The sequence below is a fragment of the Fibrobacter sp. UWR2 genome (genome assembly GCF_002210285.1).
Classification (GTDB): domain Bacteria; phylum Fibrobacterota; class Fibrobacteria; order Fibrobacterales; family Fibrobacteraceae; genus Fibrobacter.
The window spans coordinates 38,941-56,875 of record NZ_MWQE01000012.1; the positions used below are offsets into that span (position 1 = coordinate 38,941).

At 54.9% G+C, this 17,935-nt stretch carries 15 protein-coding genes; 13 read left to right on the top strand and 2 right to left on the bottom strand.

Features of this window, described 5'->3' with window-relative positions; genetic code table 11:
- The first annotated feature begins 43 nt into the window (after positions 1-43).
- From B7994_RS12940 to B7994_RS12995, 12 genes are all read left to right on the top strand, one after another.
- Positions 44-643: a flavodoxin family protein gene (locus tag B7994_RS12940; RefSeq protein ID WP_088638885.1), complete on the top strand. Its 600-nt coding sequence runs from the start codon at positions 44-46 to the stop codon at positions 641-643.
- A gap of 77 nt (positions 644-720) precedes the next feature.
- Positions 721-1,197, top strand: a complete 477-nt coding sequence (locus B7994_RS12945) for an RNA polymerase sigma factor (protein WP_233143218.1) — start codon at positions 721-723, stop codon at positions 1,195-1,197.
- Positions 1,194-2,000 (top strand): hypothetical protein, encoded by an 807-nt coding sequence (locus tag B7994_RS12950; RefSeq protein WP_144063896.1) that lies wholly within the window; start codon positions 1,194-1,196, stop codon positions 1,998-2,000. Before B7994_RS12945 ends, B7994_RS12950 begins: the two co-directional genes overlap by 4 nt.
- 1 nt (position 2,001) lies before the next feature.
- Positions 2,002-4,317 (top strand): caspase family protein, encoded by a 2,316-nt coding sequence (locus tag B7994_RS12955; protein ID WP_144063897.1) that lies wholly within the window; start codon positions 2,002-2,004, stop codon positions 4,315-4,317.
- 179 nt (positions 4,318-4,496) lie between these two features.
- Entirely contained in the window at positions 4,497-6,977 is a 2,481-nt protein-coding gene (locus B7994_RS12960; RefSeq protein WP_088638910.1) for a TonB-dependent siderophore receptor, read from the top strand.
- Positions 6,961-8,595: a hypothetical protein gene (locus B7994_RS12965; protein ID WP_088638889.1), complete on the top strand. Its 1,635-nt coding sequence runs from the start codon at positions 6,961-6,963 to the stop codon at positions 8,593-8,595. The genes B7994_RS12960 and B7994_RS12965 overlap by 17 nt, the downstream gene beginning before the upstream one ends.
- Before the next feature lie 74 nt (positions 8,596-8,669).
- Positions 8,670-9,506: a DUF3450 family protein gene (locus B7994_RS12970; protein WP_088638890.1), complete on the top strand. Its 837-nt coding sequence runs from the start codon at positions 8,670-8,672 to the stop codon at positions 9,504-9,506.
- Complete coding sequence (locus B7994_RS12975) at positions 9,503-11,017, top strand: MotA/TolQ/ExbB proton channel family protein (protein ID WP_088638891.1); 1,515 nt, start codon at positions 9,503-9,505, stop codon at positions 11,015-11,017. The genes B7994_RS12970 and B7994_RS12975 overlap by 4 nt, the downstream gene beginning before the upstream one ends.
- Entirely contained in the window at positions 11,014-11,694 is a 681-nt protein-coding gene (locus B7994_RS12980; RefSeq protein WP_088638892.1) for a MotA/TolQ/ExbB proton channel family protein, read from the top strand. Before B7994_RS12975 ends, B7994_RS12980 begins: the two co-directional genes overlap by 4 nt.
- An 8-nt stretch (positions 11,695-11,702) precedes the next feature.
- Entirely contained in the window at positions 11,703-12,107 is a 405-nt protein-coding gene (locus B7994_RS12985) for a biopolymer transporter ExbD (RefSeq protein ID WP_088638893.1), read from the top strand.
- An 80-nt stretch (positions 12,108-12,187) separates the two neighbouring features.
- A complete protein-coding gene (locus B7994_RS12990; protein ID WP_233143219.1) occupies positions 12,188-12,769 on the top strand; it encodes an energy transducer TonB in 582 nt (193 codons plus the stop codon).
- Positions 12,770-12,795: 26 nt separating this feature from the next.
- Entirely contained in the window at positions 12,796-13,869 is a 1,074-nt protein-coding gene (locus tag B7994_RS12995; protein WP_088638911.1) for a lipopolysaccharide assembly protein LapB, read from the top strand.
- A gap of 48 nt (positions 13,870-13,917) precedes the next feature.
- On the opposite strand, the gene B7994_RS13000 is transcribed toward B7994_RS12995, so the two are convergent.
- Together B7994_RS13000 and B7994_RS13005 are read right to left on the bottom strand one after the other, a co-directional pair.
- A complete protein-coding gene (locus B7994_RS13000; RefSeq protein ID WP_088638895.1) occupies positions 13,918-15,711 on the bottom strand; it encodes an FISUMP domain-containing protein in 1,794 nt (597 codons plus the stop codon).
- 121 nt (positions 15,712-15,832) lie between these two features.
- A complete protein-coding gene (locus tag B7994_RS13005) occupies positions 15,833-16,696 on the bottom strand; it encodes a hypothetical protein (protein ID WP_144063899.1) in 864 nt (287 codons plus the stop codon).
- A gap of 149 nt (positions 16,697-16,845) precedes the next feature.
- Between B7994_RS13005 and B7994_RS13010 the strand changes: the two genes are divergently transcribed.
- Complete coding sequence (locus B7994_RS13010) at positions 16,846-17,913, top strand: glucokinase (protein ID WP_088638897.1); 1,068 nt, start codon at positions 16,846-16,848, stop codon at positions 17,911-17,913.
- Positions 17,914-17,935: the final 22 nt, after the last annotated feature.

Genomic DNA, 17,935 nt, shown 5'->3' on the forward strand with positions numbered 1-17,935 from the left:
TTTGCCTCCCTGGGGTGTTATACCTTAAAAAGGGAGGTTTTGCATGAAAATCCTGATATTGAACGCGAGCCCGCGCAGGCACGGCACGATTTCGCAGGCCGTGGAACGCTTCGCCGACGGTGCGAACTATTCGCACTTGGGGGATTTTTCCGACGACACGCAGGTGGAAATCGTGAACGTGAACGACCTGAAATTCTCGCCCTGCAGAGGTTGCATGCAATGCCGCAAGTGTGGGCACTGCTGCCTTCCCGAAGATGACGCGCACCGCGTCGCCGAGAAGATTGCCGCCTGTGACGTGCTGGTGGTGGCCGCTCCCGTTTACTGGGGCAACATGCCCGGCACCCTCAAGACGCTTTTCGACCGTATGGTATACGCGCTGATGTCCGAATCTAGACTCGGAATCCCCAAACCGCTCCACAAGGGCAAGGACGCCTATATCATTACGAGCTGTACGACCCCCTTCCCGTTCAATTTCTTCTGCAGGCAGACTTCCGGCCTGGTGGCCGCCCTCAAGGAAATTTTGGGCACATCGGGGTTCAAAATCCGCGGAAAAGTGGTAATTCCGGGCACAAAGGCCAAAAAAGGACTCCCTGCGTATGCCGGAAAATGCGCCTACCGGCTGGGCTTTTCCCTTTCTATATAATTTTTTAAATTTGCGGTAACACTTTTGACCTCCCCAGGTGTTACAAAGGCATGGAAAGGATAAATCCCGCAGGAAACATGGAATTTTCGAAACTGTACGAGGTGTACGCCCCGATGGTTTATCGCCGCTCCATGATGCTCCTGCGTGACGAATCCGAGGCCGAGGACATGATGCAGAACGTTTTTCTGCGCGTGTTCGAACGCTGGGACAGCCTGGACGTATCGCAGCCGTCGAGCCTGTTGTGGAATACGACGACGAGGCTCTGCCTGAACCGCATCCGCGACAAGAAGCGCCGCGGACTCGATACGGACACGAGCGAACTCTTGCTCTCGATTGCCTGTGCCGATGACGACGAAGGCGAAAAGGAAGCGAAGGGCATTCTCGCGAAACTGTTCTCGCGCGAGCCGGAATCTAGCCGCACCATTGCCGTGCTGCACTTTGTGGACGGCATGACGCTCGAGGAAACTGCCCGCGAGGTAGGGCTCTCGGTGAGTGGGGTGCGCAAGCGTTTGCGTGGCCTGCAGGCCAAGGTAAAGAATCTGGAGGTAAAGTGATGATCCCCGATTGGAAACTGGAACGATACCTTACGGGCGACCTGCCCGAAGGCGAGATGCGCGAGATTCGCGAACTCGAAGAGACGGACGAGATTTTCGCCCATCGCGTGAAGATGCTGCGCGAAGATAACGCGGCAATCCTCCGCAAGATGCCTTTCGAAAGGCTCTCGGAAAAGATGGAGGCGATGCCGAGCCGCCAGAATTCCGCCGGCAATACGGTGCGTGTGAATTTCAAGCTCGTGAAGTTCGCTGCCGCTGCGGCTCTCGTGCTTGCGGTGGTTTCGGTGGCACTCTTCAGCCAGCGCGAGATTGCAGGGCAGGGTGCGGGCGACCAGCTCGCTGCCAGCGATGCAGACGGCGCATCGGTTGTTGAAGTCGCGATGGCCGATACGCAAGACGACGGGACCCGTATCAAGGGACTTTCCCCCCGCATGGAAGTCTGGAAGAAGACCGGCGACAGCGCCATACAGATGATGAACATGGGCGAGGCCCGCGAAGGCGACGAGATCCAGCTGCGCTATTCCGTACCCGAGAAGTGCTATGGGTTGCTCTTTAGCATGGACGGCAACGGCACGCTCACTATGCACATGGCCGAAGGCAACAAGGCGATTGCCCTTGAACCTGGTAAGATGACGACGCTTCCGTTTGCCTACAAGCTCGATAACGCGCCGAAATTTGAGAAGTTCTTCTTTGTGACTTCGCGTGAGGCGTTCGAACTGGATGCAAATGATGTGGACGCAGTACTCAAGAATAAGAATGTGCATGCGGAATCTGTGAATCTGCGCAAGGTGGAGGGAAATTAAGATGATGAGAAGAGTTCTTGATGTTTTGGATGCATCGCTTTTGTTGCCGCTGATGACCCTGGTTTTCGTGTTTATTTTTGCGGCCCAGGTGAGCGCGGCTACCGAGAATGCCCGCATCAACCGCTACGTGATTGCGGTGAGCGCGAACTACGGCGGTGAGGGCCGACCCGTGCTCCGCTATGCCGAAAGCGACGCGAGGTCCTTTGCGAAAGTGCTTGGCGAAATGGGCGGTGTGCAGCCGGGTAACGTGATTCTGGTGAAGGAACCGGGCGTTGCCTCTCTCCAGAAGCAGCTCGATGGTCTTGACGGCAAGATTGCGAAGGGCAAGAATGCCGTAGACCGTAACGAAGTGCTTTTCTACTACAGCGGCCATGCCGACGATAAGGGCCTCCGCCTGGGTAACGAAGTTTATGCCTGGAAGGAACTGCGCAAGCGCATCGACGCGATGAGTGCCGACGTGAAGATTGCGGTTATCGACGCCTGCGGCTCGGGTGCTATCACCCGCCTGAAGGGCGGTGTGGCGGTGCCCGCGTTCATGGTAGACCAGAGCAGCGACATGAAGGGCTATGCGTTCATTACCAGCAGCACGCAGGACGAATCCAGCCAGGAAAGCGACAAGCTGAAGGGCTCGTTCTTCACGCACTCGCTGGTGAGCGGGCTCCGCGGCGCCGGCGACCTGAGCGGTGACGGCAAGGTTACCCTTTCCGAAGCGTACCAGTTCGCATTCAATGAAACGCTGCAGAAGACCGAGAAGACGATGGGCGGCGCCCAGCATCCGAGCCGCGACATGAACCTCGCGGGTACGGGCGATGTGGTGATGACCGATCTGCGTAGCACAAGCGCTGGCCTCGAACTCGATGAGGATGTGGATGGCCGTCTGTTCATCCGCGATGCGAACGGTGAACTCGTTGCGGAACTCTACAAGAAGTCTGGCCGTGCGATGAGCCTCGGGTTCCCTGCCGGCAAGTACACGGTGCGCCTGGAACGCCCTGCGGAATTCAGCGAGGCGGTGGTGACACTCCAGAATAACCGCCGCGAGAAGCTTTCGCACAAGCAGTTTGCTGCCGTGAGCGCCGAGCAGACGACCCTCCGTGGCGAAATCGGCGGCGGCAGGGATTGCACTTCGGGCGATTCGATTGCATGCTCGCTCGATTCGCTGGACCACAATGGTAAATACCGCGTGACATTCAATGCTGCAGATATCGATAAACAGCCGCGCAAGGGAATCCAGATTGGTTTCTTTGTTACGAAGACAGAAGACTACATGCTCGGTACGCAGGTAAGCCTTTTCGCGAACGTCGCAGAAAAAGAGATGCATGGCTTGCAGGTGACGGATTTCTACAATGGCGTGAATGCACATTTTGAAGGTGTGCAGCTCAGCGGCTTGGCCAACTATGCGGAATCTTTCGAAGGTGCACAGATTGGTTCGGTGGTGAACGTCGCTACTAAAAAGTCTTCTGGTGCGCAGATCTCTGGTACGTTGAACTTTGCCGCTGATTCCGTGGAAGGCGCTCAGGTTTCTCCGGTATTAAACTATGCGGGCCAGGCCGACGTGCAAGTGACCGGCGTCCTGAATATTGCAGGGGAATCCGATGTGCAGGTCTCTGGTGCGATGAATGTCGCGAAAAAGGCCGACGTGCAGGTGACCGGCGCGATGAACATTGCCGGCGAAACTGATGTGCAGGTTTCTGGTGCGATGAACATTGCGGGCAAGGCGAAAGGTACACAGATTTCTGTAATGAATATTGCCGGCCGTTCCGAAGGCCCCCAGATTGGCGTTGTCAATATTTGTGGCTACTGCGAATCTACTCCGATTGGCCTCTTGAATATTGTCGGTAACGGTGTGTGGAGCGTTACCAGTTCCTTCAACGAAATGGGCGCTCTTGGAATTTCGTTCCACATGGGTACGGCTTACCTTTATACTGCCCTCGAAGGCGCTCGCTTGATTGAAAAGGGCACGGATTTTGAACACTTCAGTGACGTGTATGAAAGCGGTGTCGGTCTTGGAACGCAGTTCGGCAAGTATGGCAGCCATTTTGAACTTGAATACATGTTCCTGATTTTCCATGAACGCATGTTCAATAAACACGATTACGAAGACGGTTACCATCATCGACTGCGCCTGGGCTATACCAGCCGGCTCTTCACGGGCTTTGGCCTCTCGGTGGGCGGTACATTGAACGTGGCGACCCGCGGCTATGCCGACAAGATCTTGGTGAAGCCCTTGGCTGAATACCACGACGACTTCGGCAATGACAAGCACAAGGGCCGCTGGTGGCCTGGCTTCTACGCCGGCGTGACGGTAGGAAGGTTCTAGAAAGTTTAGGCCGCAAACGCGGCCTTTTTTGTATTTATTCAAAAATAAGGTGACACTTTTACCACCGCAAGGTGTTACATGGGCAAATAGGGATTCCTATTTGCTATTTTTTTCGGAATACGAGAAGTTTGTTGAAGATATATACTGGCATTGTTTTTTTATTGGCGGCGGGGGCTGCCTTGGCGCAGGGGCCGGCGGCCGGTTCCGAGGGCGTTGCTGCGGATTCTGCGCAGGTCCAGGGAATCACCTTCAATGGTGTGGTGCAAGATGCCTCCTTTGCTGCAGGCGAAAAGCTGAACGTTGAAATCCTTGAATCAGGCGAGGCGCTACAGACAACTGTCGGGGCGCCTTTCAGCGTCGTTCTCCCGGAAGACACGCTCTGGAATGTTTGCGTGACCAATTCCGACACGGCGGGTGCCGAGAAAGAAAGGTGTTATGAACTTGTCTACACCGGCACCGAGCGCTCCTTCTCGCAGGTGCTGGGCGATGCTTTTGCAGAGCCGGACAGTTCTAATAAGGGAGAAGGGGAAAGTATTCCCCTCGCTTCTGCCGCTGACTCGGCATCCGCTACCCCTTCGAGCGGGGATACCCCGCAACGCCCCGATTCTTCGGGCACCAATACCGCTCCTGAAAAAGACGTCGATGTCGATGCGCTCCTCGCCGGCGGCAACAACGAGAAGGTGACCGAACTCAAGAAGGTCGTGGTGCAGTTGCGCAAGCGCCCCAAGCGCAAGCCGGGCGAATCGGTAGTCTCCGCCAAATCCATCAAGCGCATGCCGGGCCTTGCCGAAGCCGACGTCATCAAGAGCATACAGGCGCTGCCGGGCGTGGTGGCGAGTTCCGATTTCAGTTCCAAGATCTACGTGCGCGGCGGCGCCGCTGACCAGAACCTGTTCCTGTTCGATAACGCGGTCGTCTACTCCCCGGTGCATTTCTTCGGACTGTTCAGTACCTTCCTCGTGGAAGGTATCGACGATGTGCAGTTCTACAAGAGCGGTTTCCCGGCGCAGTACGGCAACCGTTTGAGTTCCGTGCTCAAGATGGATGGTCGCGCGGGTGGCCAGGATACCGTTGAGGAATGGTTCAGCAAGTCGAGCGTCAAGATAAGTACGTTTGCCGCGCAGCTCCATACCGAAGGCCACAAGGGAGGTGCCCGCTGGGTTTTTGCCGGCCGTACTACCTACATCGGTTACATGCTCGATTTGTTCAATGCCATAGGGCTCCTGGATCTCGCGCTCGACTACGAGTTTACCGACCTGCAGGGCACCTTCATGTACAACTTTACCGAGGATACGCGCTTCAAGTTCAGTTTCTACGTGGGCAAGGACCGCCTGAGTTTTGACCCGCTCTACATGGACTGGGGTAACGTCGCGATTCCCGTGAACATTACGCACCGCATCAACGGCGACTGGGATTACAATGCGACGCTTGCATACAGCAAGTTCTACCAGACTATGGAAGTTGGCGACTTGATGTCCATCGAGATGTTCCTCTACACCTTTGCGGGCAAGCAGTGGGTGAACTACCGCGGTATCGACAATCATACCTTCACTGCGGGCTACGAACTGGAATACGACTACGAACGCTACCAGGAACAGATGTCATCCATGAAGATTGCCGATATCCAGAAGGCATTCCACCACGTGGCCTACGTGCAGGATGCCTGGAAGGCGACTCCCGATCTGTTGCTGCAATACGGCATGCGCTTCAATTACCAGACGGCGGCAGAACACTTTGGCGTGGAACCGCGCGCATCGTTGACACTGAATATTGACGATACAAAGTCCGTGGAAATTTATGGTGGCTACTACCTGCAGTACCTGAACTCGATTGTCTATACTGATCAGGAAACGCTCAACGAATTCTACTATCCGGCGACCACGACCACCAAGGGCAGGCATATCAAGCCGGCTTCTTCGTGGCTCCTTGCCGCGGAATATAGCCACCGTGAACTGTTCGAAGGTTACGATGCGACCGTGGGTGTCTATTACAAGACGCAGAATAACCTGAACACGTTCCAGGCGGTTCTCGACAGTAACGAAGAAACGGCTTCCAAGGACTTTGTCGTGGCCGATGGTTTCGGCACGGCCGAGGGCTATTCCTTCGGTTACGAGCTTTCGCTGCGCAAGAATAAGGGTTGGTGGTTCGGAGGAATCAACTGGAGCCAGGGCATAAGTGTACTCAAGACGAATGACGGTACCAAGCCGTATTTCCCGAGCTGGCACCAGCCATATGCATTGAAACTGGACCTGGGAATCAACTGGAAGGGCGACGAGGATGCCCTCTGGAAGCATGAGGTCAAGGGCCGCTACGTGCGTTCTTCGCTTGCGCTCAAGTATTCCGCCGGTATGCCTATCAGTGAATACAAGGGGTACTACTACCCGCAGGAACTGGGTGACCAGGAATACACGGACAAGATAACGGTTGTGCCGGGCAGCCGCAATGCGGGCCGCCAGACGGACTACTTCCGCATAGACGTGAAGGCTCTCGATATCGGGCGCGAAGGCAAGTGGAACTTTAGCTGGACCATCATCAACCTGACCGACCACGAAAACATGTTCTATACCTTCTACGATACGAGCAAGAACCCGCCAGAGAAGACTTCTATTTCGCAGTTCCCCTATTTGCCGATTATGCTGAACTATGAATACTATTTCTAGACTCCTCTGTGCATTTGCGCTCGTGCTTGTTGCCTGTGATTTCCACGGCCCGTGGGAGTACTATCCCGACGAACGCGACGTGTATACGGGCATCTACACCTACGGCTATATCCTCGACGGGGGCGAATCCAGGATCTGCTTCTCGAAGGTCTATGAACTCGACGAAACTTCTGCTGAAGGATTCGCGTTCTACGACAGTGCATACGTGACGGTGACGGGAAGGTTCAATAGCACTATCGACAGTACGACAATCAAGCTTGAGCCGATTGTAGACAATCCGAACTGTTTTGCAAAAGACGACATGCATTATTACGGGCTTTCCGGCGAAACCTACACGATGGAAGCCTTCTTCAAGTGGGACAGCGCTGGTCATACGGCGAAATCTACTTACAGGGCGCAGGCGACTGTGCCCGCTCCGGTGAAGGTAAAAGGGCTCAGCGTGCCCCAGCAGGACGGAAGCTTTGAGTGGGTCGAAAGCGACGGAAGCGATACCGTGCACATCAAGTTCCTGGAATTCCCGCTGGACATGGAGACCGTGAAATGCGCGCTGGATTATGACAAGTCCATCAAGGGCGTGATATCTATTCTACAATACGGTATGGAAAACGAGGAATCGATGAACACGACCATCAATAAGATGATAAGTGGCCTCGTGGAGCCGGATTCAGAGGGCTATACGGGTATGGCCATGCACGATCCGTTGGAATACGAGCAGAATCTTGGATACACGACGAAGCAGAGCATCGGCGGTATCCAGGCGCTTGATACATTGTTCTTGCCGAATATGATGATGCCGCTCGGGCCGGTGACAGTCGTGTTCTACACGACGGACGAACACTACATCGACTACGAGCAGAAAGTAAAGGGCTCTGTTTCTGATTCGCGTGTTGTTCCGGAATCGAATATCGAAAACGGCATGGGCGTTTTTAGTGGAATGGCGAAATCGACGTTCTCCTTCTATGTCGAAGGCGAGAATGGCGTGCCGATGGATCACATTGCCGCTGCCAACTGCGACGTGACATCTGAGGGCAAGAACAAGAGCTGGGCTTCGCGCGGCTGCAGACTCTACCAGGACGTGTACTGCTCGGGCATGCCGGTAGAGGATTATGAGAAGTACAGCCTGCTTGAAGCCAATGCGATTGCCTACGAATACTATGCGAATGTTGATGAAAACATTGAACGGATTCGATTTTCCAAGACCTGCTATGCCTCGGGCGTGAAGGCGGCGATGATGCTGGATACTACCAAGTGGTCCCTGTTCCTGCCCGATACCATCAGTGACGAGGACAAGTCTAATGCCTATGGCGACGGACTCAAGCGTTACTGCGTGGCGAGCGGTTTTGAAAGCAACCATATTGCCGACTGTTCCGAACTTAAGAAGGAATGCCTTGAAGATGCCGAGAAGAACGGCTGCAAGGAATACCTTTGGAACTGGTGCGCTGACCGTGGCTGGAATATGAGTTCGTCGAAGTGCCGCAGCGCACTGGTGAGCCGCTACTACCTCGAGAAGCAGACGTCAAGTATCCTGGAACGCAAGGTCAAGGAAATTTGCGACCCGAAGGACCCGTTAAGGCCCCTAATCTGCGAAACGTTGCCCCAAAAGGGAAAGAATAAATAAAATGGGGTGACAGTTTTTGCGGGTTCGGGTGTTTTAATAATGTAATTTTTGAACAAAACCTATTGCGGAAAGTTATGAAAAGATTTAATTTGTTGCCTTTTGCGCTTCTGGTGCTTATGATGTCGGGGTGGGCGTTTGCCGACCGGGATTCCGAGATTCGCGACCTCAAGCTCGAAAAGGAAAAACTGAATTCCGAAATCCAGAAACTGAATCGCCAGATATCGTCGACCGATTCGATGCTCAAGGCGGATGATTCCCGTTACAGGACTCTCCAGCAGCGCTATAAGGCCGATACGGACCGCCGCCGCGCCGAAATAGACAGCCTGAATGCGAAAATCAAGGCGGTGGCGGGCGACCTGCAGGCGGAACGCAGCAAGCAGGCGCGTGCGAAGAACCGTTCCGACAATGTGGAATCGAAGCGCAAGGCCCTGCGTGCGGCGCTTGCCGGCATCAGCAAGAGGCTCGAGGTGCAGGTGGAACAGACTCTCCCCTGGGAACGCGAAAGCAGGCTCGATCGCGTAAAGTCGCTCACTCGCGATATCGAGAGCGGCAACGCCAGTGAGGAGGAGGCCTTTTCTCGCCTCAAGTCGCTGATTGCCGAAGAGACAAAGTTCGGTGACGAGGTGGCGATAATCAATAGCCCGTTTACCCGCAAGAACGGCGAACTCATCAATGCGTCGATTCTGCGTATCGGAAACCAGTGGATGGTGTATAGCGACGAGAACGGTACCGTATTCGGTTCGCTTGTACGCAAGATGGATGGTGACAAGGTTGCCTACGAATGGAACGAGGAGTTGAACCTGGAAGAACGTGCTGCGGTGAAGCTTGCGCTCGAGGTGAAGCAGGCGAAGAAACCGCCCCAGATTGTGAAGTTGCCCGTAAGCCTCTCTATCGTGGGAGGTGAAAAATGAAAAAGATAATCGCAGTCCTCCTGTGTGCCACATCCGCATTTGCATGGCCGTGGTCCTCCGGCGAGAAGAAGTCTACTGCCGAAGACCAGGCCCGCATCAAGGATTCCCTGCAGATGGAAGAAGTCCGCACCTTGCAGCGCGAAGTGGAAACGCTTACCCGCATACGCCTGCAGAAGGCTGACTCGCTCGAAAAGCTTGAAGCGGAACATTGGCGCAAGCGCTATGCTGAGTCGCAGTTGACCGAAGAACACCAGGCTACATCCCGTGAACTTGACGGTCGCTATTCCAAGCTCTCGACAGACCTTGGTCGTGTGAGCGAAGAGGTCATGGCGAGCAGGAACATGACGGGCGATGCCGAAGAGAAGGCTCAGTCCGAAGAGAGCTCTTACGATGCGCTCAATACGCAGGTGAAGCTTTCGATCGACAAGACTCTTGGCGACGTGATGGGTGATTACCCGGTGGGCATGAATGGCCGCCTGCTGAGGCTCCGTCAGGCATCTGACGAGGCCGACAAGAAGGTGCCGAATACGGTCGGTGCGGTACAAGGGTTTATGGACGACCTGCTGCTCCGTCACGAATTGACCTATACGCAATCCTACGGCAGGGAAGTTTCGCAGGTAGGGAACCGCCCCGATGTGAACGTGAATCGCTTGCGCCTGGGAACGGTATTCCTGGGTGAGGTCGCGCAGGATAACGGCGAGGTGCAGGCACTGCTGCGCTCCGGCGCACTGCAGGGCAAGATTTTCGAATGGAATGCGACGCTCCCGCCCGAGATGGCAGGGAACATCAAGCAGGCTGTAATGCAGGCCGATTCCGCAATAGTCGCGATTCCGCTGGATGTATTGCAGAACAAGGCCGTCAAGAACGCCATTACCGACACGAAGGAACTCACCTGGACCGAGGAATTCCAGGCCTTCTTCAAGAAGGGCGGCATCGTGATGTACCCGCTTGCGCTGGTGGCGATTCTTGCGCTGCTGCTTTGCCTGGAACGATTCCTGGTACTTAGCTACCGCGGGCACCTGAGCCGCCGCTTTATCAGGAAACTGAACGCGCTGGTGAAGGATACGCGTTATGAGGATGCAGCCAGTCTCTGCCTCAAGAAGGAAACGAGCCTCTCGATGGTGCTTTTTGCGGTGCTGAACCGCGCCCGCGAAACGCGCGAAGATGCGGAACGCTCTCTGCAGGAAGCCCTGCTCCGTGAACAGCCTAAACTTGACCGTCGTATGGGTCTCCTTGCTGCAATGGGTACAATCGCGCCGCTGCTCGGCCTGCTCGGTACGGTGACGGGTATCATTACGCTCTTTACCGTTATTACCGAGGTGGGCACGAATGATGCTCGCGTGCTGGCAGGCGGTATTTCCGAAGCGCTCGTGACGACGGAAACGGGCCTCGTGATCGCTATCCCCGTGATGATCTTGCACGGCCTCCTGAGCGAGAAGATCGAGAAGGTCACTAGCGAAATGTACGTGCAGAGCACCGCGCTGTTGAACAGGATATTTGGGAAAAAGTGAGCAATACCCACTACATACTGATCGAATCTCTCGAGAATACGTACCACGCCGGTGGCGTGGTGATGCTCCCGATTCTTTTGGCGGGTGTTATCGGGTTCTATTTTCTGTTCTCGAGCTGGTTCCGTATCGGCAGTGACTTTTTCCGTACCGATATCCACAAGGTCATCAAGCGCATGCGCGTGGACCTGAACGGTGGAATCGAGGAAGACGAGAAGAATGCAGAGCCGCCGAGCGTGAATAAGGCAGTACGCCGGCTTCGCAAGCGAGGCGGACTCCTGTCGCGTGAACTGTGCTATGCGATAGATGTCGCGCAGAACAACCCCGAAGGCTTCCGCGACTACATGCAGGTGCGCCTTGCAAAGACGGTGCGCTATATGGAACAGGGAAACCACATCGTCTCCGTGATGGCTTCTGCGGCTCCGCTGCTCGGCCTGCTCGGAACGGTGACGGGAATGGTTTCTACCTTCGAGGTGATTACCCTGTATGGAAACCAGAACCCGGTGCTCATGGCCGACGGTATTTCGGAAGCGCTTATTTCGACGCAGAGCGGGCTTTTGGTGGCGTTCCCGCTTACGCTCCTGAAGCAGCGCCTGGATGAACGCGTAGATGTCCTGCGCCAGAAAATGGAACTCGGCGCGACGGTGATTGAGAACTATTTCGTAGAAAAGGTGGAATAAGGGTTTATATGGAATTCAACTTGCCGCAAAGAAAGCAGAAGGATATGGGCATCGAGATGGGCCCGCTGATGGACATCGTGTTCATCCTGCTCATCTTTTTCGTGGTGACGTCGTCTTTTACCCGCGAGACGGGTGTCGATGTCACGAAGCCGCAGGCACAGTCCGCAAGCCAACTTGAAAAGGAAAACCTGCTGATTGCGATTACGCGCGAAGGCACGATCCATATGAACGAGCGCCAGGTGGATCTTGCGAGCCTGCAGGATATCCTGAAGCAGTCGCTTGCGAAGACGCCCGACAGGGAGGCCGTCGTGATTGCCGATAAGGGCGCCGAGACAGGCGTGCTCGTGCAGGTAATCGACATGTGCAATCTCGCCGGGGTGAAGAAGGTATCCATCGCTGCACAGGCGGAATAGTCTCCCGAATGATTATCTGGTTATACATAAAGAAGTTATTTAAGCGTTTTTGCATATTGCTCGCGGCAATTCTCGCGAGTATGCTTCTCGTGTTCTCCGTGACAATGGCGAACCTCTTCTTGACGGGCAAGGTTTTTCACGAGAAGAAATACAACAAGACCGAAATCGCCGTGAAGAAGGTGGATGAAGTCGAGAAGAAGGTCGAGAAGAAGAAACCGGCCCGCAAGCCGAACCGCCAGAAATCCAATTCCCGTTCTCCCAAGGCGGGCCCGCGTTTTGCGATGAACCTGGGGGCGGCCTCGGGTAATGCCGGTGCCGCTGTTAGCGAAGAAATGGTGGCTGATTTCCGGGGCGGCGCCCTTTCCGTGGAAAAGGGTGACGTGGACAAGAAGCCTGAAAGTAGGGCTTTCCCGAACTTCCAGGTGCCCCCGCAGATCCGCGACCGTGAAATTGATGCGATGTTGCGCCTCAGTTTCTGCGTAGATGCAAGTGGCCGCGTGTACGATATCAAGGTGCTGGAGGAATCTCCGGCAGGTACGGGGCTTGCGGCAGCGGGGAAGGACGCGCTTTCGCGCATGACATTTGCTCCTGCGGAAAAGGCCGGCAAGGCTGTACCCTTCTGCGGCATGGAGCAGCCTTTCGAAGTGAAGTTCAGGGATTAGTGAGCGTTATGAATTTTGGCAAATTGATGAATATTTGTTATGAATCTAAGCGAGGCCTGCGCGGGCATCTCGTTACCCGCTGCGCCCTGCTTTTCGCTATCCTTATCGCGGTGCCCTCCTTCGCTGCCCAAACCGCATACGACCTGATGGAGCGCGCGAACTCCCTCTACCGCGACGGCAAATTCAAGCAGGCCATTACGCTTTACCGCAAGGCGGAATCCCGCGGCGCCGACCCCGTCGCCACCAGTTTCAACATCGCGAACAGTTATTACCAGACAAATGACCTGCCGAATGCCGCCGCCACCTACCGCAAGGCGGTCGACTTTTCGAACGGGACATTCTCCCCGGCGCTCTTCAACATGGCAAGCGTGTATTTTCGCCTGCGCCAGTACCCCGAATGCGTGGCGGCGTACCACCGCGCGTTGAAACTGGAGCCGGAAAACGTTTCCGGCTGGCTTTACCTAGGCGAAGCCTACAGTAAAACCGGCGACGCGGTCGGCGCCCTACGCGCCATCGAGAAGGCCTACCAGCTCGACAAGGAAGATATCAGCATTGTCTACCAGCTTTCGGAAGCGAACATCGCGCTGAATGATTTCGAGCGGGCCGTAGCCGTCATCCGCGAAGGCTATGCCGCACATCCCGAAGAAATCGACTTCCTCGTGTATCTCGGCGACGTGTACCGCCTGAACAAGCAGTTCGAAGAAAGCGCGGGAGCCTACCGCGAAGCGCTGGGTGTGCGCCCCGACGACACCGCGACCATGTACAAGCTTGCCGACGTACTCGCCGAAGACGAGAAGCCTTTTGTCGCGATGGATGTGCTCAACAACCTGGTGCAAATCAAGCCCGACTTCAGCGATGCGGCCATATTCCTTGGGAACCTTGCCTACGATGCAAAGTTCTATGATCGCGCGGAATCTGCCTACGAACTTGCCGCCAAGCAGGGCAACGCCGAATCTACTTTCGGCTTCAAGAACATGGCTTACGACGCCCATGCCCAAAAGCGCGACGACGAAGCGCTCCGCCTGCTCCGCTTGGCGCAGAAGTACTTCCCCGACGATGTCACCGTGCAGGCTGACATCCTGGAATTCGAGAAAAATTAAAAAGTCCGGCGTTATACCCGCCGGACCCATACTCTTAACGGATGTAAATTAGTCCTTCACGCAGCGTACGCTGATGTGCATTTGAGTGGCGGTATACTGAAAGACCGCTGCATGGTTATCGGAGCTTCGGATTAATAAATAAGTCTGGCCGCCTTCGGCATAAACCCACACGAAAGCATCTTCGCCGAGGTGCTCGAAATGCTTACTAGAGTCGTAGTCTCCGGCCCCGATCAGGGATAGCCCAAGACTGTTGCTTCCCGTTGCTATAGACGATTTCCAGCTCTCCGCCGATATCAGCGGCAAGGCCTTATTGCCCGCAAGGCTTAACAGGTTTAACATTTCGGATTCTGACGGAATGTGCCAGCCGCTGGGGCATATGCCCTGTATGGGAGCATCGCCCAGGTCGCAACTGGTTTTGTTGCACCCGGCGTCATTCATTGCCGCATCGCGGCTGTACAGGCGACCGTAAACATCGCAGAAACGGTCTTCGTCGTTGAAGCAGAAGGATTCCCCTATTGCGTTACCGGCGTAGTTCAGGTTTTCGGCCATCCAGGTCTTGTCTCCGATTTTTACGGTCTTGTATGTCTTGCTGTCACGCGAGTCTGTCATGGTGCCGTATGTGATTTCAGAGTTGAACTGCGTGCCGGCTTCCAGGAGGGGTTCGGGTTTCGTGGAACTGCTCGACATTGAACTTGAGGAACTGGAACTCGACGAACTGGAACTCGATGAACTGGAACTCGACGAGGGAAGAACCGCATCGCCTTCTATGCAGCGGACGGTGGCGTAGTATTCGCTCGAAGAATGGTCCCAGACTTCTGCAGAAGATGATACCAGGAGGAAATACTGGTAAGAACTCGGTGTGTAAAGCCACATGACTTCGTAGGACTGCATATCCTCGAATCCGTCATCGGAATCCCAGTTTCCGGCTCCCACGAAGGAGAGTCCATAAGAGTCGACACCCGGATTGCTCCAAGCCGCTCTTGCCGATCTCAGTGCCGATGCAGAACTGGCGTAGTCCAACAGGTTCTGTACTTCTTTTTTCGTCGGGATATGCCAGCCATTGGGACAGACTCCCTGTATGGGGCCTTCGCCCAAATCACAGCTACTCACGTATTCACACCTGCTGTCGTTCATCGTCGCATCGCGGCTGTACATGCGGCCGTACAGTTCACAATTGTCGTCACTGTCGTCGTAGCAGTTGGATTTTCCTATGGTGTGGCCTTCATAGTTCAGGTTCTCGGCCATCCATGTGACGCCATCGACAACGACGGTCTTGTAAGTCTTGCCGTCGCGGGAATCCTTCATTGTCCCGTAAGTGATGTCCGGGTTGAAGTGTGATTCCTTGGTCTCTTCGGAACTGCTGGAAGAGCTGCTTGAGGAACTACTGGATGAACTGCTGGAGGAGGAACTGCTCGAAGAACTGTAACTCGAGGAAGACCGCGAACTGCTGGAGCTGTCGTCGTCTTCTTCAGAACTGCTGGAAGCCCGAGAACTGCTGGAGTCGTCGTCTTCTTCAGAACTGCTGGATTCGTCCTCGCGCACGAACTTCTTGCCGGTTGCTGTGAGCGTGTCGTTTTCGCCGACCCAGAGGTAGAGGGAATCCTGTTTGTCAAAAATGCACTCATAGAGGTCTTTATCGCGCCCCACGATGGCTTCGCGGCCTTCGCGCATTTCGTTGCACGGGTAATCCGCAAATTCCTTGTTCGAGGTAAACGCGTAATCGTACCCGCGGTCTTTTGCAATTGGGGAGAAGCTGTCGTCGTCGCCGCAGGCGGAGAAAAGCAACGTGCCCAGGGTAAGGCCTGCGAGGCAAGGGATGGTTTTGAATGTGGAGTGGATCATTCGTTCTCCTTAAGTTAAACAACATAAAAATGTAATAAAATCTACGAATTCTGTTTTGCAGACTAAATAAAAGAAAGCCCTCGCTTTTGCAGGGGCTTATGGAATATGAATGCCAGGAATGCTATTTCAGGAACAGCGTCTCTTTCCCGTTGACCTGCAGGATGACGGGGATGGCCGGGGCCACGAATACGTTGCCCGTAAAGATTCCCTGTTCCAGCAGTTGTCCGTTGGTGCTGAACACCTTGTAGGATTTTCCCTTCAGGACGTTGTCTATATGGTAGTGCCTGGGCTTGATCTTCAGGAAAGACAGGCGCGGTGCGAACTTGCTCAGTTTCTGAGTTACATCGGCCTGATACTTGAACCAGGGGCATGTATTAAGCGTGTCGAGGAGCCGGTTGAAGTCTGCGACAAGGGCTCCCAAGGCTAGAGGCATATCGACTTGGTCGATATCCTGCCCTCCGTTTTTCCTGTTTCTGACATCGGGAGGGTTGTATTCGCAACCGCCGTAACCGAAAGCCTTGGAATAGAAAATCCTGCACTTTTCAAAAACATGCGTAACAAGGGAATCGGCTTGTTCTTCAGTACCCTTGTAAACGCCTGCTTTCTGGAGGCGCTGGAACTCGTCCCTGAATACATCGTCATAATGTACCGAGTAGAGCGAGTCCGTGTAAGCGTTCGGATCGTCGGAGTAGGGAACACGCGCCACCTTTACCGCTTTTTCGGAAACGATAACGATCATGGTGGAGTCCAGTTCGGACCTGTACACCCATGCTGTATCGGTGCACGAAATGTTCACGACCGCAGGCTCCCTCTTGTCCATGTTCGACATGTCGAGATAACTGTCTGCGAACAGGTTGAGCGCAGTTGCCAGATACCCTTGGCTAATGTCTGCGCTGGAACGTCCTTCTTGGTGTACGACGTTACATTCAGCTGCATATAGGCTTGCAGCGAGGATGCCTATCGTTAAAGTTGGTGCGAAGTTCATATTTTCCCCTTTTTGATTTAATTGTTACCTGTGTAAGGCTATTTTAAATGTTAGCAAAAGGCAAGCTCATTCGGGGGCGTAATATTGGCTAGTGTCCCCTCAAATCGCCGAAATTTCCTATATTCCTAGGTGAAAACCTGGAGTTTTTTATGGAAATCAAATGGCTTAATCCCGATGCAAAGTTTGACCGCCTGGTTTTGGCAGGCGATATTGGTGGCACCAACACGAACCTCGGCCTGGTCGGCTACAAGGACGGCAAGTTCACGCTGATTCTCGAGACGGTTTGCCCCTCGAAGGATATTGACGGCCTTGAAGCCCCCATCCGCGAGACGCTTCGGATTGCGGCAGAGAATAGCGCGAACCTCAAGCCCAGCCACGTGTGCATCAGTGCCGCGGGCCCGGTGGCGAACAACAAGTGCGTCATGACCAACCTCCCGTGGAGCGTGGACGGTGACGCCCTCACTGCGGCGACCGGAATTCCGACGCTGGTCATCAACGACTTCATGGCCATCAGCTATGGCATCCCCACGCTCGACGTGGAAGACCCCAAGCAGATTTTCAAGCTCACGCATACCGACGGCAGCCAGCCCGCCCCGCAGAAGGCGACCAAGGCGGTCATTGGCCCGGGTACCGGCATGGGTGTTGGCTTCCTTGCCTTCGATGGCGAAAAATACATCCCCGCTTCTTCGGAAGGCGGACATTCCACCTTCGCCCCTTTCGACAAGGATTCCCAGGAATTCCACGACTACATGGAAAAGAAGATTGGCACCGTGCCGGGCGTGGAACCGCTCGTCTCGGGCATGGGCCTGCGCAACATGTACGAATGGTGGAAGGAAACCCGCGGCGTTCCCGATAACGAGGCCTTCAAGAAGATCGAGGAGACCGAACCGAACGATCGCCCGAAGTACATCAGCCGTGCCAGCGATACCGACCCGGTGGCTGCCGAGATGATGCGCCTGTTCGTGAAGATGCTCGCCCGTTTCGCAAGCGATGCCTCCACGCTGTTCCTGCCGCTGGGTGGCCTCTACCTGGCTGGCGGTACGGTGCAGAAGGACCTGCGCTGGCTCGAGCGCGACAACCTGTTCATGAAGTACTTCGAGAAGAACTACAACCCGAACATCCGTCCGCTCCTGAACAAGATTCCGGTGTACATCATCAAGGATTACAGCATCAGCCTGTATGGCGCCGCGAACGCGAGCCTGAACCTGCAGAAGTAAGATTGTGGGGTAGGCATTGCCT